The sequence below is a fragment of the Janthinobacterium sp. GW822-FHT07H11 genome (assembly GCF_058798615.1).
The window spans coordinates 1,783,501-1,799,549 of sequence record NZ_CM179507.1; the positions used below are offsets into that span (position 1 = coordinate 1,783,501).

The 16,049-nt window shown below is 62.4% G+C and carries 13 protein-coding genes and 1 other RNA gene; 9 read left to right on the forward strand and 5 right to left on the reverse strand.

Annotated elements, in window-relative coordinates:
* Positions 1 to 108 precede the first annotated feature (108 nt).
* Positions 109 to 1,710, forward strand: coding sequence for a sensor domain-containing diguanylate cyclase (locus AC3RCJ_RS07995; RefSeq protein WP_492962402.1), 1,602 nt, complete (start codon positions 109 to 111; stop codon positions 1,708 to 1,710).
* Between the two features lie 359 nt (positions 1,711 to 2,069).
* On the opposite strand, the gene AC3RCJ_RS08000 is transcribed toward AC3RCJ_RS07995, so the two are convergent.
* From AC3RCJ_RS08000 to ompA, 5 genes are all read right to left on the reverse strand, one after another.
* The gene (locus AC3RCJ_RS08000; protein WP_492962400.1) at positions 2,070 to 2,372 is read right to left on the reverse strand and encodes an HNH endonuclease; all 303 of its coding nucleotides are present in this window, start codon (positions 2,370 to 2,372) and stop codon (positions 2,070 to 2,072) included.
* Between the two features lie 339 nt (positions 2,373 to 2,711).
* Positions 2,712 to 3,072: a transfer-messenger RNA gene (gene ssrA / locus AC3RCJ_RS08005) on the reverse strand.
* 119 nt (positions 3,073 to 3,191) lie between these two features.
* The gene (locus tag AC3RCJ_RS08010) at positions 3,192 to 3,896 is read right to left on the reverse strand and encodes an HAD family hydrolase (RefSeq protein ID WP_492962398.1); all 705 of its coding nucleotides are present in this window, start codon (positions 3,894 to 3,896) and stop codon (positions 3,192 to 3,194) included.
* A gap of 66 nt (positions 3,897 to 3,962) precedes the next feature.
* Positions 3,963 to 4,658 carry a bifunctional 2-polyprenyl-6-hydroxyphenol methylase/3-demethylubiquinol 3-O-methyltransferase UbiG gene (gene ubiG, locus AC3RCJ_RS08015; RefSeq protein ID WP_492962396.1) on the reverse strand — a complete coding sequence of 232 codons (696 nt, stop codon included), beginning with the start codon at positions 4,656 to 4,658 and terminating at the stop codon, positions 3,963 to 3,965.
* A 127-nt stretch (positions 4,659 to 4,785) separates the two neighbouring features.
* Positions 4,786 to 5,496 carry an outer membrane protein OmpA gene (gene ompA / locus AC3RCJ_RS08020; protein ID WP_492962394.1) on the reverse strand — a complete coding sequence of 237 codons (711 nt, stop codon included), beginning with the start codon at positions 5,494 to 5,496 and terminating at the stop codon, positions 4,786 to 4,788.
* Positions 5,497 to 6,121: 625 nt separating this feature from the next.
* Between ompA and gyrA the strand changes: the two genes are divergently transcribed.
* The 8 genes from gyrA (at position 6,122) to cmk (ending at position 16,012) form a co-directional block, all read left to right on the forward strand.
* Positions 6,122 to 8,800 carry a DNA gyrase subunit A gene (gene gyrA, locus AC3RCJ_RS08025; RefSeq protein ID WP_492962392.1) on the forward strand — a complete coding sequence of 893 codons (2,679 nt, stop codon included), beginning with the start codon at positions 6,122 to 6,124 and terminating at the stop codon, positions 8,798 to 8,800.
* A 154-nt stretch (positions 8,801 to 8,954) separates the two neighbouring features.
* Positions 8,955 to 9,539: a DUF2059 domain-containing protein gene (locus tag AC3RCJ_RS08030; protein WP_492962390.1), complete on the forward strand. Its 585-nt coding sequence runs from the start codon at positions 8,955 to 8,957 to the stop codon at positions 9,537 to 9,539.
* A 24-nt stretch (positions 9,540 to 9,563) separates the two neighbouring features.
* Entirely contained in the window at positions 9,564 to 10,655 is a 1,092-nt protein-coding gene (serC, locus tag AC3RCJ_RS08035) for a 3-phosphoserine/phosphohydroxythreonine transaminase (protein WP_492962388.1), read from the forward strand.
* Positions 10,656 to 10,738: 83 nt separating this feature from the next.
* Positions 10,739 to 11,809 carry a prephenate dehydratase gene (gene pheA, locus AC3RCJ_RS08040; RefSeq protein WP_492962386.1) on the forward strand — a complete coding sequence of 357 codons (1,071 nt, stop codon included), beginning with the start codon at positions 10,739 to 10,741 and terminating at the stop codon, positions 11,807 to 11,809.
* Positions 11,810 to 11,939: 130 nt separating this feature from the next.
* Positions 11,940 to 13,046 (forward strand): histidinol-phosphate transaminase, encoded by a 1,107-nt coding sequence (hisC, locus tag AC3RCJ_RS08045; protein WP_492962384.1) that lies wholly within the window; start codon positions 11,940 to 11,942, stop codon positions 13,044 to 13,046.
* Positions 13,047 to 13,050: 4 nt separating this feature from the next.
* A complete protein-coding gene (locus AC3RCJ_RS08050) occupies positions 13,051 to 13,956 on the forward strand; it encodes a prephenate dehydrogenase (protein ID WP_492962382.1) in 906 nt (301 codons plus the stop codon).
* A gap of 15 nt (positions 13,957 to 13,971) precedes the next feature.
* On the forward strand, positions 13,972 to 15,327 hold the full coding sequence (gene aroA / locus AC3RCJ_RS08055; protein ID WP_492962381.1) for a 3-phosphoshikimate 1-carboxyvinyltransferase: 1,356 nt from the start codon (positions 13,972 to 13,974) through the stop codon (positions 15,325 to 15,327).
* 16 nt (positions 15,328 to 15,343) lie between these two features.
* Positions 15,344 to 16,012 carry a (d)CMP kinase gene (gene cmk, locus AC3RCJ_RS08060; RefSeq protein WP_492962379.1) on the forward strand — a complete coding sequence of 223 codons (669 nt, stop codon included), beginning with the start codon at positions 15,344 to 15,346 and terminating at the stop codon, positions 16,010 to 16,012.
* Positions 16,013 to 16,049: the final 37 nt, after the last annotated feature.

The following is a 16,049-nucleotide window of genomic DNA, read 5'->3' on the forward strand; positions in this document are numbered from 1 at the left end:
ACGCGGCAAGTCACATGATGAATTTTTCATATTTTTCGTGACGATGTGTGAGTATGTTGCTGCCTATTTCATGCACACTTTGCTAAATATCAAAATGGGAGTGTCGCCATGACCAGGTCGCATAGCCTGCCGCCACGATTGTTGGGCACTCGCTTCCGTGGTTTCTCCTTGTTGCCGCTGGCTATCTCCTTTGTCGTGCTGGTGTGTCTGTCGCTGCTGGCGATCCAGTTATGGATGACCTTGCGCGCGCGGGAAGTGCAGCTCAATGAAGCGGCCCGCGAAAGCGCCAACCTGGCGCAGGCTGTCGCCCAGCATGCCTATGACACCATCAAGGAAGCCGATACGGTGCTGGTCGGACTGGTGGAGCGGGTGGAGGCGGACGTCGCCTCCGGCACGGAACTGGAGCGTATCCATAAATTGCTGGTCGCCCGTGTCGCCGAGCTGCCGCAGCTGCACGGCATCTTCGTCTATGCCAAGGATGGCAGCTGGCTGGTGAACTCCCAGAAGACGCTGTTGAGCCATCTGAACAATTCTGATCGGGAGTATTTCAACTACCATCGAACGCATGGCGATCGCGGGCCCTATGTCGGCCCGCCCGTGCGCAGCAAATCGACGGGGGACTGGGTCGTCACGGTATCGCGGCGTATCAATATGCCTGATGGCAGCTTTGGCGGCGTGGCGCTGGCGACCATCGACATGCATTATTTCAGGCAGTTTTACGAACGGTTTTCGATAGGCGAAAAGGGCGCCATTTTCATTGCGAACGGCAAGGGCATTCTTTTGTTGAGACGGCCGTTCGATGAACGCTTGCTGGGGCGCGATCTTTCGCAGTTTCCCGTCTTTCATGATTATTTGCCAAAAGGTCCCGTTGGCACGGCCGTGATCAAATCACGGGTCGATGGCGTGACGCGCATCTACAGCTATCGAAGAATCGAGGAATACCCGCTGGTGGTCTCTGCCGCACTGGCGCAGGATGAGGTCCTCGCTGCGTGGCGCCTCGATACGGTGATGCAACACGCCGTGGGCGGGGTGTTGATGTTGCTGATTGCCTTCATCGGCTACCGCGGGGTGCGGCAAATCGATTTGCGGGTAAAAAGCGAGGCGCGGCTGGTCGAGGCGCGCAACGAGCTGGAATTGATCAATGAAACCCTGGCCCGCCTTGCCAGCCAGGATGGATTGACGGGGCTGGCGAACCGGCGCCACTTCGACCAGTCGCTGCTTGCCGAGTTCAGTCGGGCGCAGCGGGAAGATGGCCCGCTTGGGCTGGTGTTGATCGATGTCGACTTCTTCAAGCAATACAACGACCTGTATGGCCATGTGGCCGGCGACGAATGCCTGAGAAAAATCGGCAAAGTGGTGGCCTACAGCATGCGCCGGCCGGGCGACCTTGCGGCGCGCTACGGCGGCGAGGAAATGGTCATTTTGTTGCCCGGTACGGATTTGCCGGGCGCCTTGGCGGTGGCGGAAGGCATACGCCATGCCGTGCAATCGCTGGGAATCGAGCATCGGGGCAATCCCCCTGGCGTGGTCACGGCCAGTGTCGGCGTGGCGGCTTTTATGCCGAGGCATCTGGAAAACCAGCCAGTCGAGCTCATCGAACTCGCTGACCAGGCCTTGTACGAGGCCAAGTCATCCGGGAGAAACCAGGTTCGCCATGCATCGTCGCGCGACAGTGCCGGACGGATAGCGAGCCTTCTTGCGTTTCGCTAGCCATGCTTGTCCCCGGCTGCGGGCGATGCCAAGGTCGCGTTTCGCTTGACGGGAGCCGCTGTAAAAGACCTGCTCGACGCCATCGTGACGGATTGCTGTTCAGGCATCGTCTCAGGGAGGGTTGCCGCTGTGGTTACGCTCTGAGCATTGGGGGAGCGGTGGGGAGCGGCAGGTCCGCCATGCGTGGACATCGCGCCACTTTTTTGTATGCAGCGCGCTTACTGGCGGTTGCTGCTGCCTGTGCGACGTTCATCAATCAGGTTCATGCTGCAGGGATGAGCGAGGCCCGGGAGTGCAATTGGCGAGGTCACAGGCAAACCCGCCGGCTGAATCGCCGCCGCTAGCCCAAGGCGGCGATTTTAGCGCGGCAATTTATACCGTACCAGCAGCGCAGGTCCTTTGCCGCCGGGTGGCGTCAGCAGTACCTCGTCGCCCGGCTGCATCTCTTCATGCATGACGGTGCAACAGGTTGGCATCGAGTGGCCGCGCGCGGGATAGACGCCAACGTCGGTGTGCAGGGTCGCGGCGCGTACATCCACGCTGGACTTGCCGGCCTTTGCTTCTTCTTGCAGCAACTTGCGCAGTGCGGTGACGAAGTCCCCTTTGCTGAGTCTGGCCGGTGTCTGGCTTGCTTGCGGGCGAGCGCTTGTGTCGTTTTTCATGGTAGTTTCCTTCAGTGACTATCTATATTTCCGCCACTATATCATTGGCCCCTGATGTTGCATGACGAAGCGAGGGTTGGGTCCGGCATTCGCGCATAGCCTGAGCAGCTAAGGTTGTCGTCAGGGAAAACCGCCTGCGGCGCAAGAGCTGGCCAGAAGAATCGGGAGGGTTGCGCTTGCAAGCGCAGCCCGGTTTTGCGGCGCCGAGCTGCGCTCGCCGAAGTCCCGCAAAACCCCCGCGCCCGTACCGGACGCGGATGCGCTGCCCGCGTTCTGCATGCATGGAATAAATGAAAAGGGCCTCCCCGCCAAAACGGGGAAGCCCTTTTATTTATTCAGTGGTGGAGACGGCGGGAATCGAACCCGCGTCCGCAAGCACTCCACAGACAGTTCTACATACTTAGCACTGCCATTTAATTTAACCGGTACAACGCGGACGTGCACGCTGTGTACAAGCGAGTTACCTATTATTTAGTCGAATGCTAAGTAACCCAGCATCAGACGAGTCCCTGTAAATGACTCTAGAGCTTTTGACGGCCCACCCCAGGGACGAGGTGTTCTAGAGCTAACAGCGATTAAGCTGCCAGTGCGTACGAGTTATCGTTTGCAGTTAAGTTTTTTCTGGTTGTATTTACGAGGTAGCCAGCCCTCGGTATGCCCTGCGCTGCTTTGCAACCCACGTCGAAACCAGGTCGTCCCCACAGAACCTTCATTGTAGCGCAAACTTCACACTCTTGCATGACGCATTCGTGGTATCGACGCAAGGGGGCAGACCTGTCGGGGCAGACCCCGGTTTTACGTTACGGAAAGGGATGTGCCTCAAGCGGCCAGCTGCCGCGCCTGCGCCGCCTTCAGCACGCCAGTCACTAGTTCCAGCAGCGCTTGCGGGGTGTCCAGCAAATGGTCGGCGTTCCAGTGCTGCGGCTCGACGGGGCCGCAGTAGCCCCAGGCGCAGGCCACCGTGCGCATGCCGGCGGCGCGGCCGGCCTGGATGTCGCGCAGGTCGTCGCCCACGTACCAGCAGTCTTGCGGCGCCAGGTCCAGGCGGCGCGCCGCTTCCAGCAGGGGGGCGGGGTGCGGTTTCGGGTGCGCCATCGTGTCGCCCGAGATCACGCAGCCGGCCGCGCCCAGGCCGATCTGGCCCACCAGCGGGTCGGTGAAGCGGGCGGCCTTGTTGGTGACCACGCCCCAGGCCAGGCCCAGGCGGCTCAAGCCGTCGAGTAGCACGGGGATGCCGTCGAACAAACGGCTTTCCACGGCCAGCGCCGCTTCGTAATTGTTCAGGAAGCCATCCTTCAGCGCCTCATAGCCGCTTTCGCCGGGGCCTATGCCATAGGACGCGCCTATCATGCCGCGCGCGCCGGCCGAGGCCGTGGGGCGCAGCACTTCGTAGGGGGTCGGTTCCAGGCCGGCGCGCGCGCGCAGCAGGTTGATGGCCGCCGCCAGGTCGGGCGCGGTGTCGGCCAGGGTGCCGTCGAGGTCGAACAGGATGGCGCGCGGCGCTGGCAGGTGGTCAGTGTTCATGATGGCTGAGGTGGTGAAATGGCATGAAAAATGGCGGCCGCAGCCGCCTTTTGCTGGGCGCGTGGATTACAGGGGCCGGGTGCAGGCCACCAGGTAATTGACGCTGGTATCGCTATTAAGCGAGTAAATCTTGGTCAATGGATTGTAGCCCATGCCGCGCATGCTATTGACATCGAGGCCGGCACTGCGTATGTATTGCGACAGTTCGGCCGGGGTGATGAATTTGTCGTAGTCGTGCGTGCCTTTCGGCAGCAGGCGCAGCAGGTATTCGGCGCCCAGGACGGCGAACAGGTAGGCTTTCGGGTTGCGGTTCAGGGTCGACAGGAAGACGTGGCCGCCCGGTTTCACCAGTGCCGCGCAAGCCTTGACGATGGCGGCCGGGTCCGGCACGTGCTCGAGCATTTCCATGCACGTCACGACGTCGTACTGGCCTGCTTCTTCCTCGGCCATGGCTTCGGCGGCGATCAGCTTGTAGCGCACCTTGGCGCCCGATTCCAGGCTGTGCAGGTCGGCCACTTTCAAGGCCTTCTCGGACAGGTCGATGCCCGTCACGTCGGCGCCCTTGCGGGCCATCGATTCGGCCAGGATGCCGCCGCCGCAGCCGATGTCGATCACGCGCTTGCCGGCCAGCGGCACCTTCGCGTTGATCCATTCCAGGCGCAGGGGGTTAATTTCGTGCAGGGGACGAAACTCGGAAGTGGGGTCCCACCAGCGGTGGGCCAGCTCACTGAATTTTTGGATTTCAAGAGGGTCGGCGTTCATAGGTCGAATAATAGCGGCAATTTCACAATCGGGCAGCCACGGACGAAAAAAAACCCCGCCAAGGCGGGGTTTTTCATGCTGTCCTTGACTTGCGCGATAACTTGCGGCAAGTCCGGGGGCTCAGCTATTACTTGTTGCGGGTACCAACAACTTCGATTTCCACGCGACGGTTTTTCGCACGGCCTTCGGCAGTCTTGTTGTCAGCAACAGGTTGCTTCTCGCCTTTGCCTTCGGTGTACACGCGGTTGCTTTCAACGCCTTTGGTGACCAGGTAGGCTTTGACAGCATCAGCACGACGTACCGACAGTTTTTGGTTGTAAGCATCGGTGCCGACGGAGTCGGTGTGACCCACAGCGATGATGACTTCCAGGTTGATGCCGCCCAGTTGTGCGGTCAGCTCGTCCAGCTTGGCTTTGCCTTCTGGCTTCAGCGTAGCTTTGTCGAAATCGAAGAAGGCATCAGCGGCGAAGCTGACTTTTTCCGAGGTAGGAGCAACGACGACTGGTACTGGTACGACGACGACTGGTGCCGGTGCTGGCACTGCTGGCGGAGGTGGGGCCACGCATTTGCCGTCTTGCAGGGTTTCTGGTTCTACGCACAGTGGCACGTCGCAACCTGGCACCGCGTCAGCAGGTGTCCAGTAACCGGTGCGCCAGCACAGGCCGAATGGGTCACGCACGATGACGCCGCGGGCATCTTGCACGTAAGCGCTTTTTGGGCTTGGTGCCTTGATGTCGGTGGTAACTGGCGCGAACGGTGGGGAGGTTGGGGTTTGGGCCGAAGCCGAGCCAGCAATCACTGCGGATGCAGCGAAAAACAGCGTTACAAATTTATTCATTCTTTTTTCCTTTCGGGGGGTGATATCCGCAGAACAACACTGCGCTACTGGTGCTACGTGCCAAGATTTTATCATGTAGACCATATGCGCTCGTTTCAGATTGCGAAACTAGCAATTAACTTCTCAGTCATTTTGCCACACGCATCAGGGGCGCACGACCGTGGTTAAATCAAAGCTTCCCCGATTTTAGACCGCACGTTGTTTTTGCGCAACGAAAATGCCCACTTGTAACGCGTCTGTAACAATTGATCGTCTTTTTTGCCTCTTTTTAGGGCAGAGGCCTTGAACTGGTATTGCTGTTATGCATTATCGACAGGCCGTGGCGCGCAGTGTCGGTGCAAACTGTCAATCTTGCCGGACTGGCCAATTTGTACAGCGAGCAGGGCGCGCATGCTAAAATCGTGCGCTTGACTGTTATGGGTGCTGAACAAAAAGCCCACGGCGGCACTGCATGGCCGGGACGTACCAAGGTATGGCACGCGACTGTGTAACCGTCCTGCACGTTTTGCCCGGCATCCTGCGACATGGAACCCTCCACGCCAACAGCCGCCTAGGATATGCAGTATTGCGTCATACATTGCGTAACAGATAAGTTAACCACAGCCTGAGATCAGTCGAACCGCCAATGGATCAATTCGCAAAAGAAACAATTCCTATTTCCCTCGAAGAAGAGATGCGCAAGAGCTACCTCGATTACGCCATGAGCGTGATCGTCGGGCGCGCCTTGCCGGATGCGCGCGATGGCTTGAAGCCAGTGCACCGCCGCGTCTTGTTCGCGATGCATGAAATGAACAACGTGTGGAACCGCCCTTACGTCAAGTGCGCCCGCGTGGTCGGCGAAACCATGGGTAAGTACCACCCCCACGGCGACGCGTCGATCTACGACACCTTGGTGCGCATGGCGCAAGATTTCTCGCTGCGCTACATGCTTGTCGATGGCCAGGGCAACTTCGGTTCCGTCGACGGCGACGGCGCCGCCGCCATGCGTTACACCGAGTGCCGCCTGGACAAGATCGCCAGCGAGCTGCTGGCCGATATCGACAAGGATACCGTCGACTTCCAGCCCAACTACGACGGCAAGGAAAAGGAACCGACGGTCTTGCCGACGCGTATCCCGAACCTGCTGATCAACGGCTCGTCCGGTATCGCCGTCGGCATGGCGACGAACATTCCGCCACACAACATCACCGAAGTCATCGACGGCGCGCTGCACGTGTTGCGCAATCCTGATTGCTCGATCGATGACTTGATCGAGCTCATACCCGCGCCCGATTTCCCGACCGCCGGCATCATCTATGGCGTATCGGGCGTGCGCGACGGCTACCGCACCGGCCGCGGCCGCGTGGTGATGCGCGCCAAGACCCACTTCGAGGAATACGGCAAGGATGGCGGCCGCATCGCCATCATCGTCGACGAGCTGCCATTCCAGGTCAACAAGAAATCCTTGCTGGAACGCATCGCCGAAAACGTGCGCGACAAGAAGCTCGACGGCATTTCCGACATCCGCGACGAATCCGACAAGTCGGGCATGCGCGTGGTGATCGAGCTGAAACGGGGCGAAGTGCCGGAAGTGGTGCTGAACAACCTGTACAAGCAGACCCAGCTGCAAGACACCTTCGGCATGAACATGGTGGCGCTGGTCGATGGCCAGCCCAAGCTGCTGAACCTCAAGCAGATGCTGCAATGCTTCCTGTCGCACCGCCGCGAAGTGGTCACGCGCCGCACCGTGTTCGAACTGCGCAAGGCGCGCGAACGGGGCCACGTGCTCGAAGGCCTGGCAGTCGCGCTGGCCAACATCGATGACTTCATCGCCATCATCAAGGCCGCGCCGACGCCGCCGATCGCCAAGGTCGAACTGATGGCCAAGGCCTGGGATTCGTCCGTGGTGCGCGAAATGCTGGCCCGCACGGGCGACGGCACGACGCCGGGCGGCGTGGACGCCTACCGTCCGGAAAACCTGCCGAAGCACTACGGCATGCAGGGCGATGGCCTGTACAAGCTGTCGGACGACCAGGCGCAAGAGATCCTGCAGATGCGTCTGCAGCGCCTGACGGGCCTGGAGCAGGACAAGATCGTCAACGAGTACAAGGACGTCATGGCGCACATCGCCGACTTGCTCGACATCCTGGCCAAGCCGGAGCGCGTCACCATCATCATCACCGATGAAATGAACCTGGCGAAGAACGAATACGGCGCCGGCAACAAGGACGTGCGCCGCTCGCAGATCGAACTCAACGCCACCGACCTGGAAACGGAAGACCTGATCACGCCGCAGGACATGGTCGTGACCCTGTCGCACACCGGCTACATGAAGGCGCAGCCGATTTCCGAATACCGAGCGCAGAAGCGCGGCGGCCGCGGCAAGCAGGCCATGGCGACCAAAGAGGAAGACTGGATCGACCAGCTGTTCATCGCCAATACGCACGACTACATCCTGTGCTTCTCGGACCGTGGCCGCATGTACTGGCTGAAAGTGTGGGAAGTGCCGCAAGGCTCGCGCAATTCGCGCGGCAAGCCGATCGTCAACATGTTCCCGCTGCAGGACAACGAAAAGATCACCGTGATCCTGCCGCTGTCGGGCGAGAACCGCACGTTCCCGGAAGACCATTACGTCTTCATGTCGACCAGCCTCGGTACCGTGAAAAAGACGCCGCTGAAGGACTTCAGCAATCCACGCAAGGCCGGCATCATCGCGGTCGACCTGGACGACGGCGACTTCCTGATCGGCGCGGCGCTGACCGACGGCCAGCACGACGTGATGCTGTTCTCCGATTCGGGCAAGGCGGTGCGCTTCGACGAAAACGACGTGCGTCCGATGGGCCGCACGGCGCGCGGCGTGCGCGGCATGAACCTGGAAGAGGGCCAGCACGTGATCGCCCTGCTGGTGGCCGAGAACGAGCAGCAGTCGGTGCTGACGGCCACGGAAAACGGCTATGGCAAGCGCACGCCGATTCTTGAATACACGCGCCATGGCCGTGGCACGAAAGGCATGATCGCCATCCAGACCAGCGAGCGCAACGGTAAAGTGGTTGCCGCGACCCTGGTCGATGCCAGCGATGAAATCATGCTGATCACCACCGGTGGCGTCTTGATCCGCACCCGCGTGTCGGAAATCCGCGAGATGGGCCGCGCGACGCAGGGCGTGACCCTGATCGCCGTGGAAGACGGCACCAAGCTGTCCGGCCTGCAGCGCGTGGTGGAAACGGATATCGACGAAGTCGAGCTGACGACGGAGGCGGATGCCGCGCCTGCGCCGGCAGCGGCCGAACCAGCCGATCCTGTTGACCCGGCCCAGCCGGAGTAAGATGATTGGGGCTCTTTCGGGAGCCCCAATTGCTATTGGCGTGCCTTTTCGTGGTGGCGCCAGCACAATTTCGCAGGTCGGCTTAGCCCGTCGGGCGCAAGCCGACATGCATCCGGCAGTGCCCTTTTACCCGTCATTCAACATCCCGCATGCCATGAGAAAAATCGTCGCCACCTTCTTCGCCGCGTTTTCGCTGGCCTTCCTTGCCACCCTGCCGGCCCTGGCGCAGAACGCGCAAGCGACGCCCGCCCGCCAGGCGGCGCCCAGCCCCGCCATGAAGGTGGCCGTGCGGCGCATGCTCGACGCAATGCAGTTCCCGCAGCTGACGCGCAATATCTTCGACCAGATGCTGCAATCGGTGCCGGCCATGATACGCCAGGCGGCGCAGCAGCAAATCAGCAGCGACCCCAGGCTGGACGAGCAGCGCAAGGCGCGCGCGCTGGCCAGCGCCGAGGAAGAAATCCCCTTGGCCATCGCCACCCTGACGCAGGTGCTGGCCGACCCGACCCTGATCGACGAACTGGGCGAGGAAATGGTGCCCCTGTACGCGCGTTTTTACACGGTGCCGGAAGTCGAGCAGCTGACGGCCTTCTACAAGACGCCGCTGGGCCGCAAGATGCTGGCCACCATGCCGCAACTGTCGGCCGAATCGATGGCCATCAGCCAGCGCGTGCTGATTCCGCGCGTGAACGCCGTGCTTGACCGGGTCATGCGGGCGGCCACGCAGTCGCCCCAATAATTCCATTTTACTAAGGACCGTATCGTGACCCCTATCTACAACTTCTCCGCCGGCCCCGCCGTGCTGCCCAAGGAAGTGCTGGCGCAAGCGGCCTTTGAAATGCAGGACTGGCATGGCAGCGGCATGTCGGTGATGGAAATGAGCCACCGTGGTCCCGAATTCATCTCCATCTACAAGCAGGCCGTGGCCGACCTGCGCGAGCTGCTGGCCGTGCCCGAGAACTACAAGATCCTGTTCCTGCAGGGCGGCGGCCTGGGCGAGAATGCCATCATCCCCATGAACCTGGTGGGCCTGGCCGCGCAGCAGCCGGCCACCATCGACTTCGTGCACACGGGCTCGTGGTCGGGCAAGTCGATCCAGGAAGCGGCCAAGTATGCCAACGTCAACGTGGCCGCGTCATCGAAAGCCGCGCGTTTCACGGGCGTGCCGCCCGTCGCCGAATGGCAGCTGACGCCGGGCGCCGCCTACCTGCACATCTGCACCAATGAAACCATCGATGGCGTGGAATTCCAGCAGGCGCCGAACGTGCCGGCAGGCACCACCATCGTGGCCGACATGTCCTCGCATATCCTGTCGCGTGTGATTGATGTATCGCAATATGGCGTCATTTTCGGCGGCGCGCAGAAAAATATCGGCCCGGCCGGCCTGACCCTGGTCATCGTGCGCGAAGACTTGCTGGGCAAGGCGCTGCCGATCTGCCCGTCGGCCTTCGACTGGACCATCGTGGCCGAGCATGAGTCGATGTACAACACGCCGCCCACCTACGGCATCTATATCGCCGGCCTGGTTTTCCAGTGGCTCAAGCGCCAGGGTGGCGTGGCAGCCATGGAACAGCGTAATATTGAGAAAGCGGCGCTGCTGTACGCGGCGCTCGATGCGGACGACTTTTACCAGAACAGGGTCGCCCCGGAATACCGTTCGCGCATGACCATCCCGTTCTATCTGCGCGACGAGAGCTTGAACGACGCATTCCTGGCCGGCGCCAAGCAGCGCGGCCTGCTGCAACTGAAGGGCCACAAGTCCGTCGGCGGCATGCGTGCATCGATCTATAACGCGATGCCGATCGAGGGCGTGCAAGCCCTGGTGAATTATCTGAACGAGTTTGCCGGACGCTGAGTCGCTTAACCGACCGCGCCGGCCCGCCGCCGGCGCAGGCCGCGCGGCCATGATTGAAGTACAGCTGACGAAACAAACCAACCATGACCGATAAATTGAAACCGCTGCGCGAACAGATCGATGCCATCGACGCGCAAATCCTCGAACTGCTGAACCGCCGCGCGCAGATCGCCCAGCAAGTGGGCCACGTGAAGGCCGAAACCCAGGCGCCCGTGTTCCGCCCCGAGCGCGAGGCGCAGGTGCTGCGCGGCGTGGCCGAGCGCAATCCCGGCCCCATGGGCGACCGCGAAGTGCAGACCATCTTCCGCGAAATCATGTCGTCCTGCCGCTCGCTGGAAAAACGCGTCACCGTGGCCTATCTTGGCCCGGCCGGCACCTTCAGCGAACAGGCCGTGTACCAGCAGTTCGGCAGCGCCGTCGAAGGCTTGCCGTGCGCCTCCATCGACGAAGTATTCCGTTCCGCCGAGGCGGGGACGGCGGACTTCGGCGTGGTGCCGATCGAGAATTCCTCGGAAGGCGCGGTCAACCGCACCCTGGACATGATGCTGCAGACCAGTCTCATCATCAGCGGCGAGGTGGCGATCGCCGTGCACCACAGCCTGATGACGCAGAGCGGCACGATGGATGGCGTCACCGCCATCTGCGCCCATTCGCAGGCCCTGGCGCAGTGCCAGGTATGGCTGAACCAGAACTACCCGCACATCGAGCGCCGCGCCGTGGCCTCGAATGCCGAAGCGGCCCGCCTGGCCGGTGAAGACGGCACGGTGGCGGCGATCGCCAGCGAACTGGCGGGCGCGCAGTACAAGCTGGGCGTGGTCAAGGGCCATATCCAGGACGACCCGCACAACCGCACGCGTTTTGCCATCATCGGCACCCTGCAGACGGCGCCGTCGGGCAAGGACCAGACCTCGCTGGTGCTGGCCGTGCCGAACAAGGCCGGCGCCGTGTACCAGCTGCTGGCGCCCCTGGCGAAACACGGCGTGTCGATGACGCGCTTCGAGTCGCGCCCGGCGCGCATGGGCAGCTGGGAGTATTATTTCTATGTCGACGTGGAAGGCCACGTGCATGACGCGGCCGTCGCCCAGGCGCTGGCCGAGCTGCAGGGCAACGCGGCGTTTTTCAAGGTGCTGGGGTCGTATCCGGTCAGTCTGTGACGCCGACGGTGGTGTCGGATTACGGCTTGCAGCCTAATCCGGACCTGCCGATGTATGTGAACTCGTAGGTTGGGTTAGCGAAGCGTAACCCAACACACTGCCTATCAATCACCAACTTTTAAAGAACACCATGTCTAAAAATATCGGTCCAGAATACGTCCGCGCCATCGCCCCTTACCAGAGCGGCAAGCCGATCGCGGAAGTCGCGCGCGAATTCGGCCTCGACGAGGCAGCCATCGTCAAGCTGGCGTCGAATGAAAACCCGTATGGCATGCCGGAGTCGGCCAAGCAGGCGATGATCGCCGCCATCGACGACCTGGGGCGCTACCCGGACGCCAACGGCTTTGACTTGAAGGCCGTGCTGTCGAAGCGCTACGACGTGCCGGCCGACTGGATCACCCTGGGCAACGGCAGCAACGACATCCTGGAGATCGCCGCGCACGCGTTTGTCGAGCATGGCGAATCCGTCGTCTATTCGCAGTACTCGTTTGCCGTGTACGCGCTGGCCACGCAAGGCCTGGGCGCGCGCCACCTCGTCGTGCCGGCGCAAGCCTACGGCCATGACCTCGACGCCATGGCGGCGGCGATTGCCGACGACACGCGCATGGTCTTCATCGCCAACCCGAACAATCCGACCGGCACCTTCCTGTCGGCGGCGCAGCTCGAGGCCTTCCTCAAAAAGGTGCCGGCGCACGTCGTCGTCGTGCTCGACGAGGCTTACAACGAATTCCTGTCGGCCGACGACCAGTACGAATCGACGGCCTGGGTGCGCCAGTATCCGAACCTGGTGGTCTCGCGCACGCTGTCGAAGGCGTACGGCCTGGCCGGCCTGCGCATCGGCTTTGCCATCGCCCAGCCGGCGCTGACGGACCTGATGAACCGCATCCGCCAGCCGTTCAATGTCAACTCGCTGGCGCAGGCGGCGGCGATTGCCGCCCTGAACGACAAGGCCTTCCTCGAGCAGAGCGCGCGCAACAACGCGGCCGGCTACCGGCAGTTCACGGAGGCGTTCGATGCCCTGGACCTGGAATACGTGCCGTCGCACGGCAATTTCGTGCTGGTGAAAGTGGGCGACGATGATGGGGCAGGCGCGAGAGTCAACCTGGCGCTGCTGAAACAGGGCGTGATCGTGCGCCCCGTGGGCAGCTACGGCTTGCCGCAATGGCTGCGCATTTCCATCGGCCTGCCGCAGGAAAACGCCATCTTCATCGCCGCGCTGACGAAAGCGCTGGCCTGACGATATGACGACGCCTGCACTGAAAAAAATCGTCATCTTCGGCGTAGGCCTGATCGGCGGCTCGTTCGCGCGCGCCCTGAAGCACGCGGGCGCCGTCGCCACCGTGGTCGGCATGGGCCGCTCGCCGGCCTCGATGGCGCGCGCGCTCGCACTGGGCATCATCGACGAAATCGGCGCCGACCTGGCGCAAGCCATGGCGGGCGCCGACCTGGTGCTGGTGGCCGCGCCCGTGGCGCAGACGGGCGCCATCCTGGCGTCCATCGCGCCGCATCTGCAGCCCGGCACCGTCGTCACCGACGCGGGCAGCACGAAGAGCGACGTGGTGGCGGCGGCGCGCGCGGCGCTCGGTGGCAAGGTGGCGCAATTCGTGCCCGGCCACCCGATCGCGGGACGCGAGACGAATGGCCCCGATGCGGCCATCATTGATTTATATCAAGGCAAGAAAGTGGTGCTCACGCCGCTGGCGGAAAATAGCGCCGCCGACGTGGAACGGGTGGCGGCCGCCTGGCGCGCCTGCGGCGCCATCCTGCACACCTTGAGCCCCGAAGAACATGACAAGGTATTTGCCGCCGTCAGCCATCTGCCGCATCTGCTGGCCTTTGCGCTGGTCGACGACATCGCCAACAAACCGCACGCGGGCCTGCTGTTCCAATACGCGGCCAGCGGCTTTCGCGACTTTACGCGCATCGCCGGCTCATCGCCGGAAATGTGGCGCGACATCAGCCTGGCCAACCAGCCGGCGCTGCTGCACGAACTGGACGCCTACCTGGCGCAGTTGACGACCTTGCGCGCCCACCTGGCCGCGCACGACGGCGCCGCCATCGAGGGCGTGTACGCGAACGCCCAGCACGCGCGGCAGCAATGGATAGAGGCGATCGAAACGGCGGAAGCGCCCGCGCCCACACAATAAACGAAGGATTCCAGCATGACCCAGACCAAGCACTACCCCCACCATGTCGATTTGAAGCCGGTGATGCACGTCGAAGGCACGGTGCGCCTGCCCGGCTCGAAAAGCATTTCCAACCGCGTGCTGCTGCTGGCCGCGCTGGCCAGGGGCACGACGAAGATCATCGATTTGCTCGCCTCCGACGACACCTTCGTCATGCTCACGGCCCTGACGTCGCTGGGCGTCAAATGGACGCAGGATGAATTGACGGGCGCCACGGCCACGGCGCACCAGGTGCACCACGTGGAAGGCTGCGGCGGCGTGTTCCCGCACCACGCGGCGGACCTGTTCATGGGCAACGCCGGCACGGCGATCCGCCCGCTGACGGCGGCGCTGGCCGTGATCGGCGGCGACTACACGCTGCACGGCGTGTCGCGCATGCACGAGCGCCCCATCGGCGACCTGGTCGACGCGCTCAACGCCGTCGGCACGCAGATCGAATACACGGGCGAGCAGGGCTTCCCGCCGCTGCGCATCCGCCGCGGCCACATCCACGCGCAGCGCATCGCCGTGCGCGGCAACGTGTCGAGCCAGTTCCTGACGGCCCTGTTGATGGTGGCGCCGCTGATGGCGCGCGACCATGCCGTGACCATCGATGTCACGGGCGAGCTGATTTCAAAGCCCTACATCGAGATTACCCTGAACCTGATGCGCCGTTTCGGCGTGACGGTCGAGCATGACGGCTGGCAGTCGTTCACCGTGCAGCCGGGCCAGCACTATCAAAGCCCGGGCACCATCCACGTGGAAGGCGATGCCTCGTCGGCGTCGTATTTCCTCGCGGCCGGCGCCATCGGCGGCGGTCCCGTGCGCGTGGAAGGCGTGGGGCGCGACAGCATCCAGGGCGACGTGCGCTTCGTCGAAGCCTTGCAGCAGATGGGCGCCACCATCACCATGGGCGAGAACTGGATCGAGGCGCGCTCGAACGGCCCCTTGAAAGCCGTCGACATGGACTTTAATCACATCCCCGACGCGGCCATGACGATCGCCGTGGCCGCCCTGTACGCGGACGGCACCTCGACCTTGCGCAATATCGCCAGCTGGCGGGTGAAGGAAACGGACCGCCTGGCGGCCATGGCCACCGAATTGCGTAAACTCGGCGCCGAAGTGGAAGAGGGCGCGGACTACCTGCGCGTGACGCCGCCGGCCGAAATCCGGGCAGCGACCATCGACACGTATGACGACCACCGCATGGCCATGTGCTTCTCGCTTGCCTCGCTGGACGGCGCCGCCCGTCGCGGCAACGAGATGCGCATCAACGACCCGAAATGCGTGGCCAAGACCTTCCCCGAGTATTTCGCCGCGTTTGCGGGGATTGCCAAAGATACCTTGATTTAATTGATTGTTTAATACTATGTCGACCTCCAATATCCCAGTCATCGCCATCGACGGCCCCACCGCTTCCGGCAAGGGCACGGTGGCCCATCGCGTGGCCGACAAGCTGGGCTTTCATTACCTGGACTCGGGCGCGTTGTACCGCCTGACGGCCTTGAGCGCGCTGCGCCGCGGCACGGACTTGCGCGACGAGCACGCGCTGGCCAAGCTGGCCGAACACCTGCCCTGCCACTTTGCCGGCGGCGAGATCCTGCTGGCGCAGGAAAATGTCACCGAGCAGATCCGTGCCGAAGAGGTGGGTAATACGGCGTCGAAAATTGCCGTATTGCCAACGGTGCGTCATGCGCTCGTGGGCTTGCAGCTGGGTTTTCGCAAGACGCCGGGCCTGGTGGCTGACGGGCGCGACATGGGCACGGTGATCTTCCCGCATGCCCAATTGAAGGTCTTCCTCACGGCCAGCGTCGAGGCGCGCGCGCAACGGCGCTACAAGCAATTGATAGACAAGGGTTTTTCTGCTAATATGGAAGACCTTCTGATGGATTTGCAGGCGCGGGACGAACGTGATACTCACCGTGCGATTGCGCCGCTGGTCCCCGCGGAAGGGGCGCATGTTCTCGATACGTCGGCAATGACGGCAGATGATGCCGTTGAAACCGTGTTGAAATGGTATGCAGCTGCAGCAAAATAGTGTGATTTCTATGCTATGTGGTGCCCGTTGACGGCTC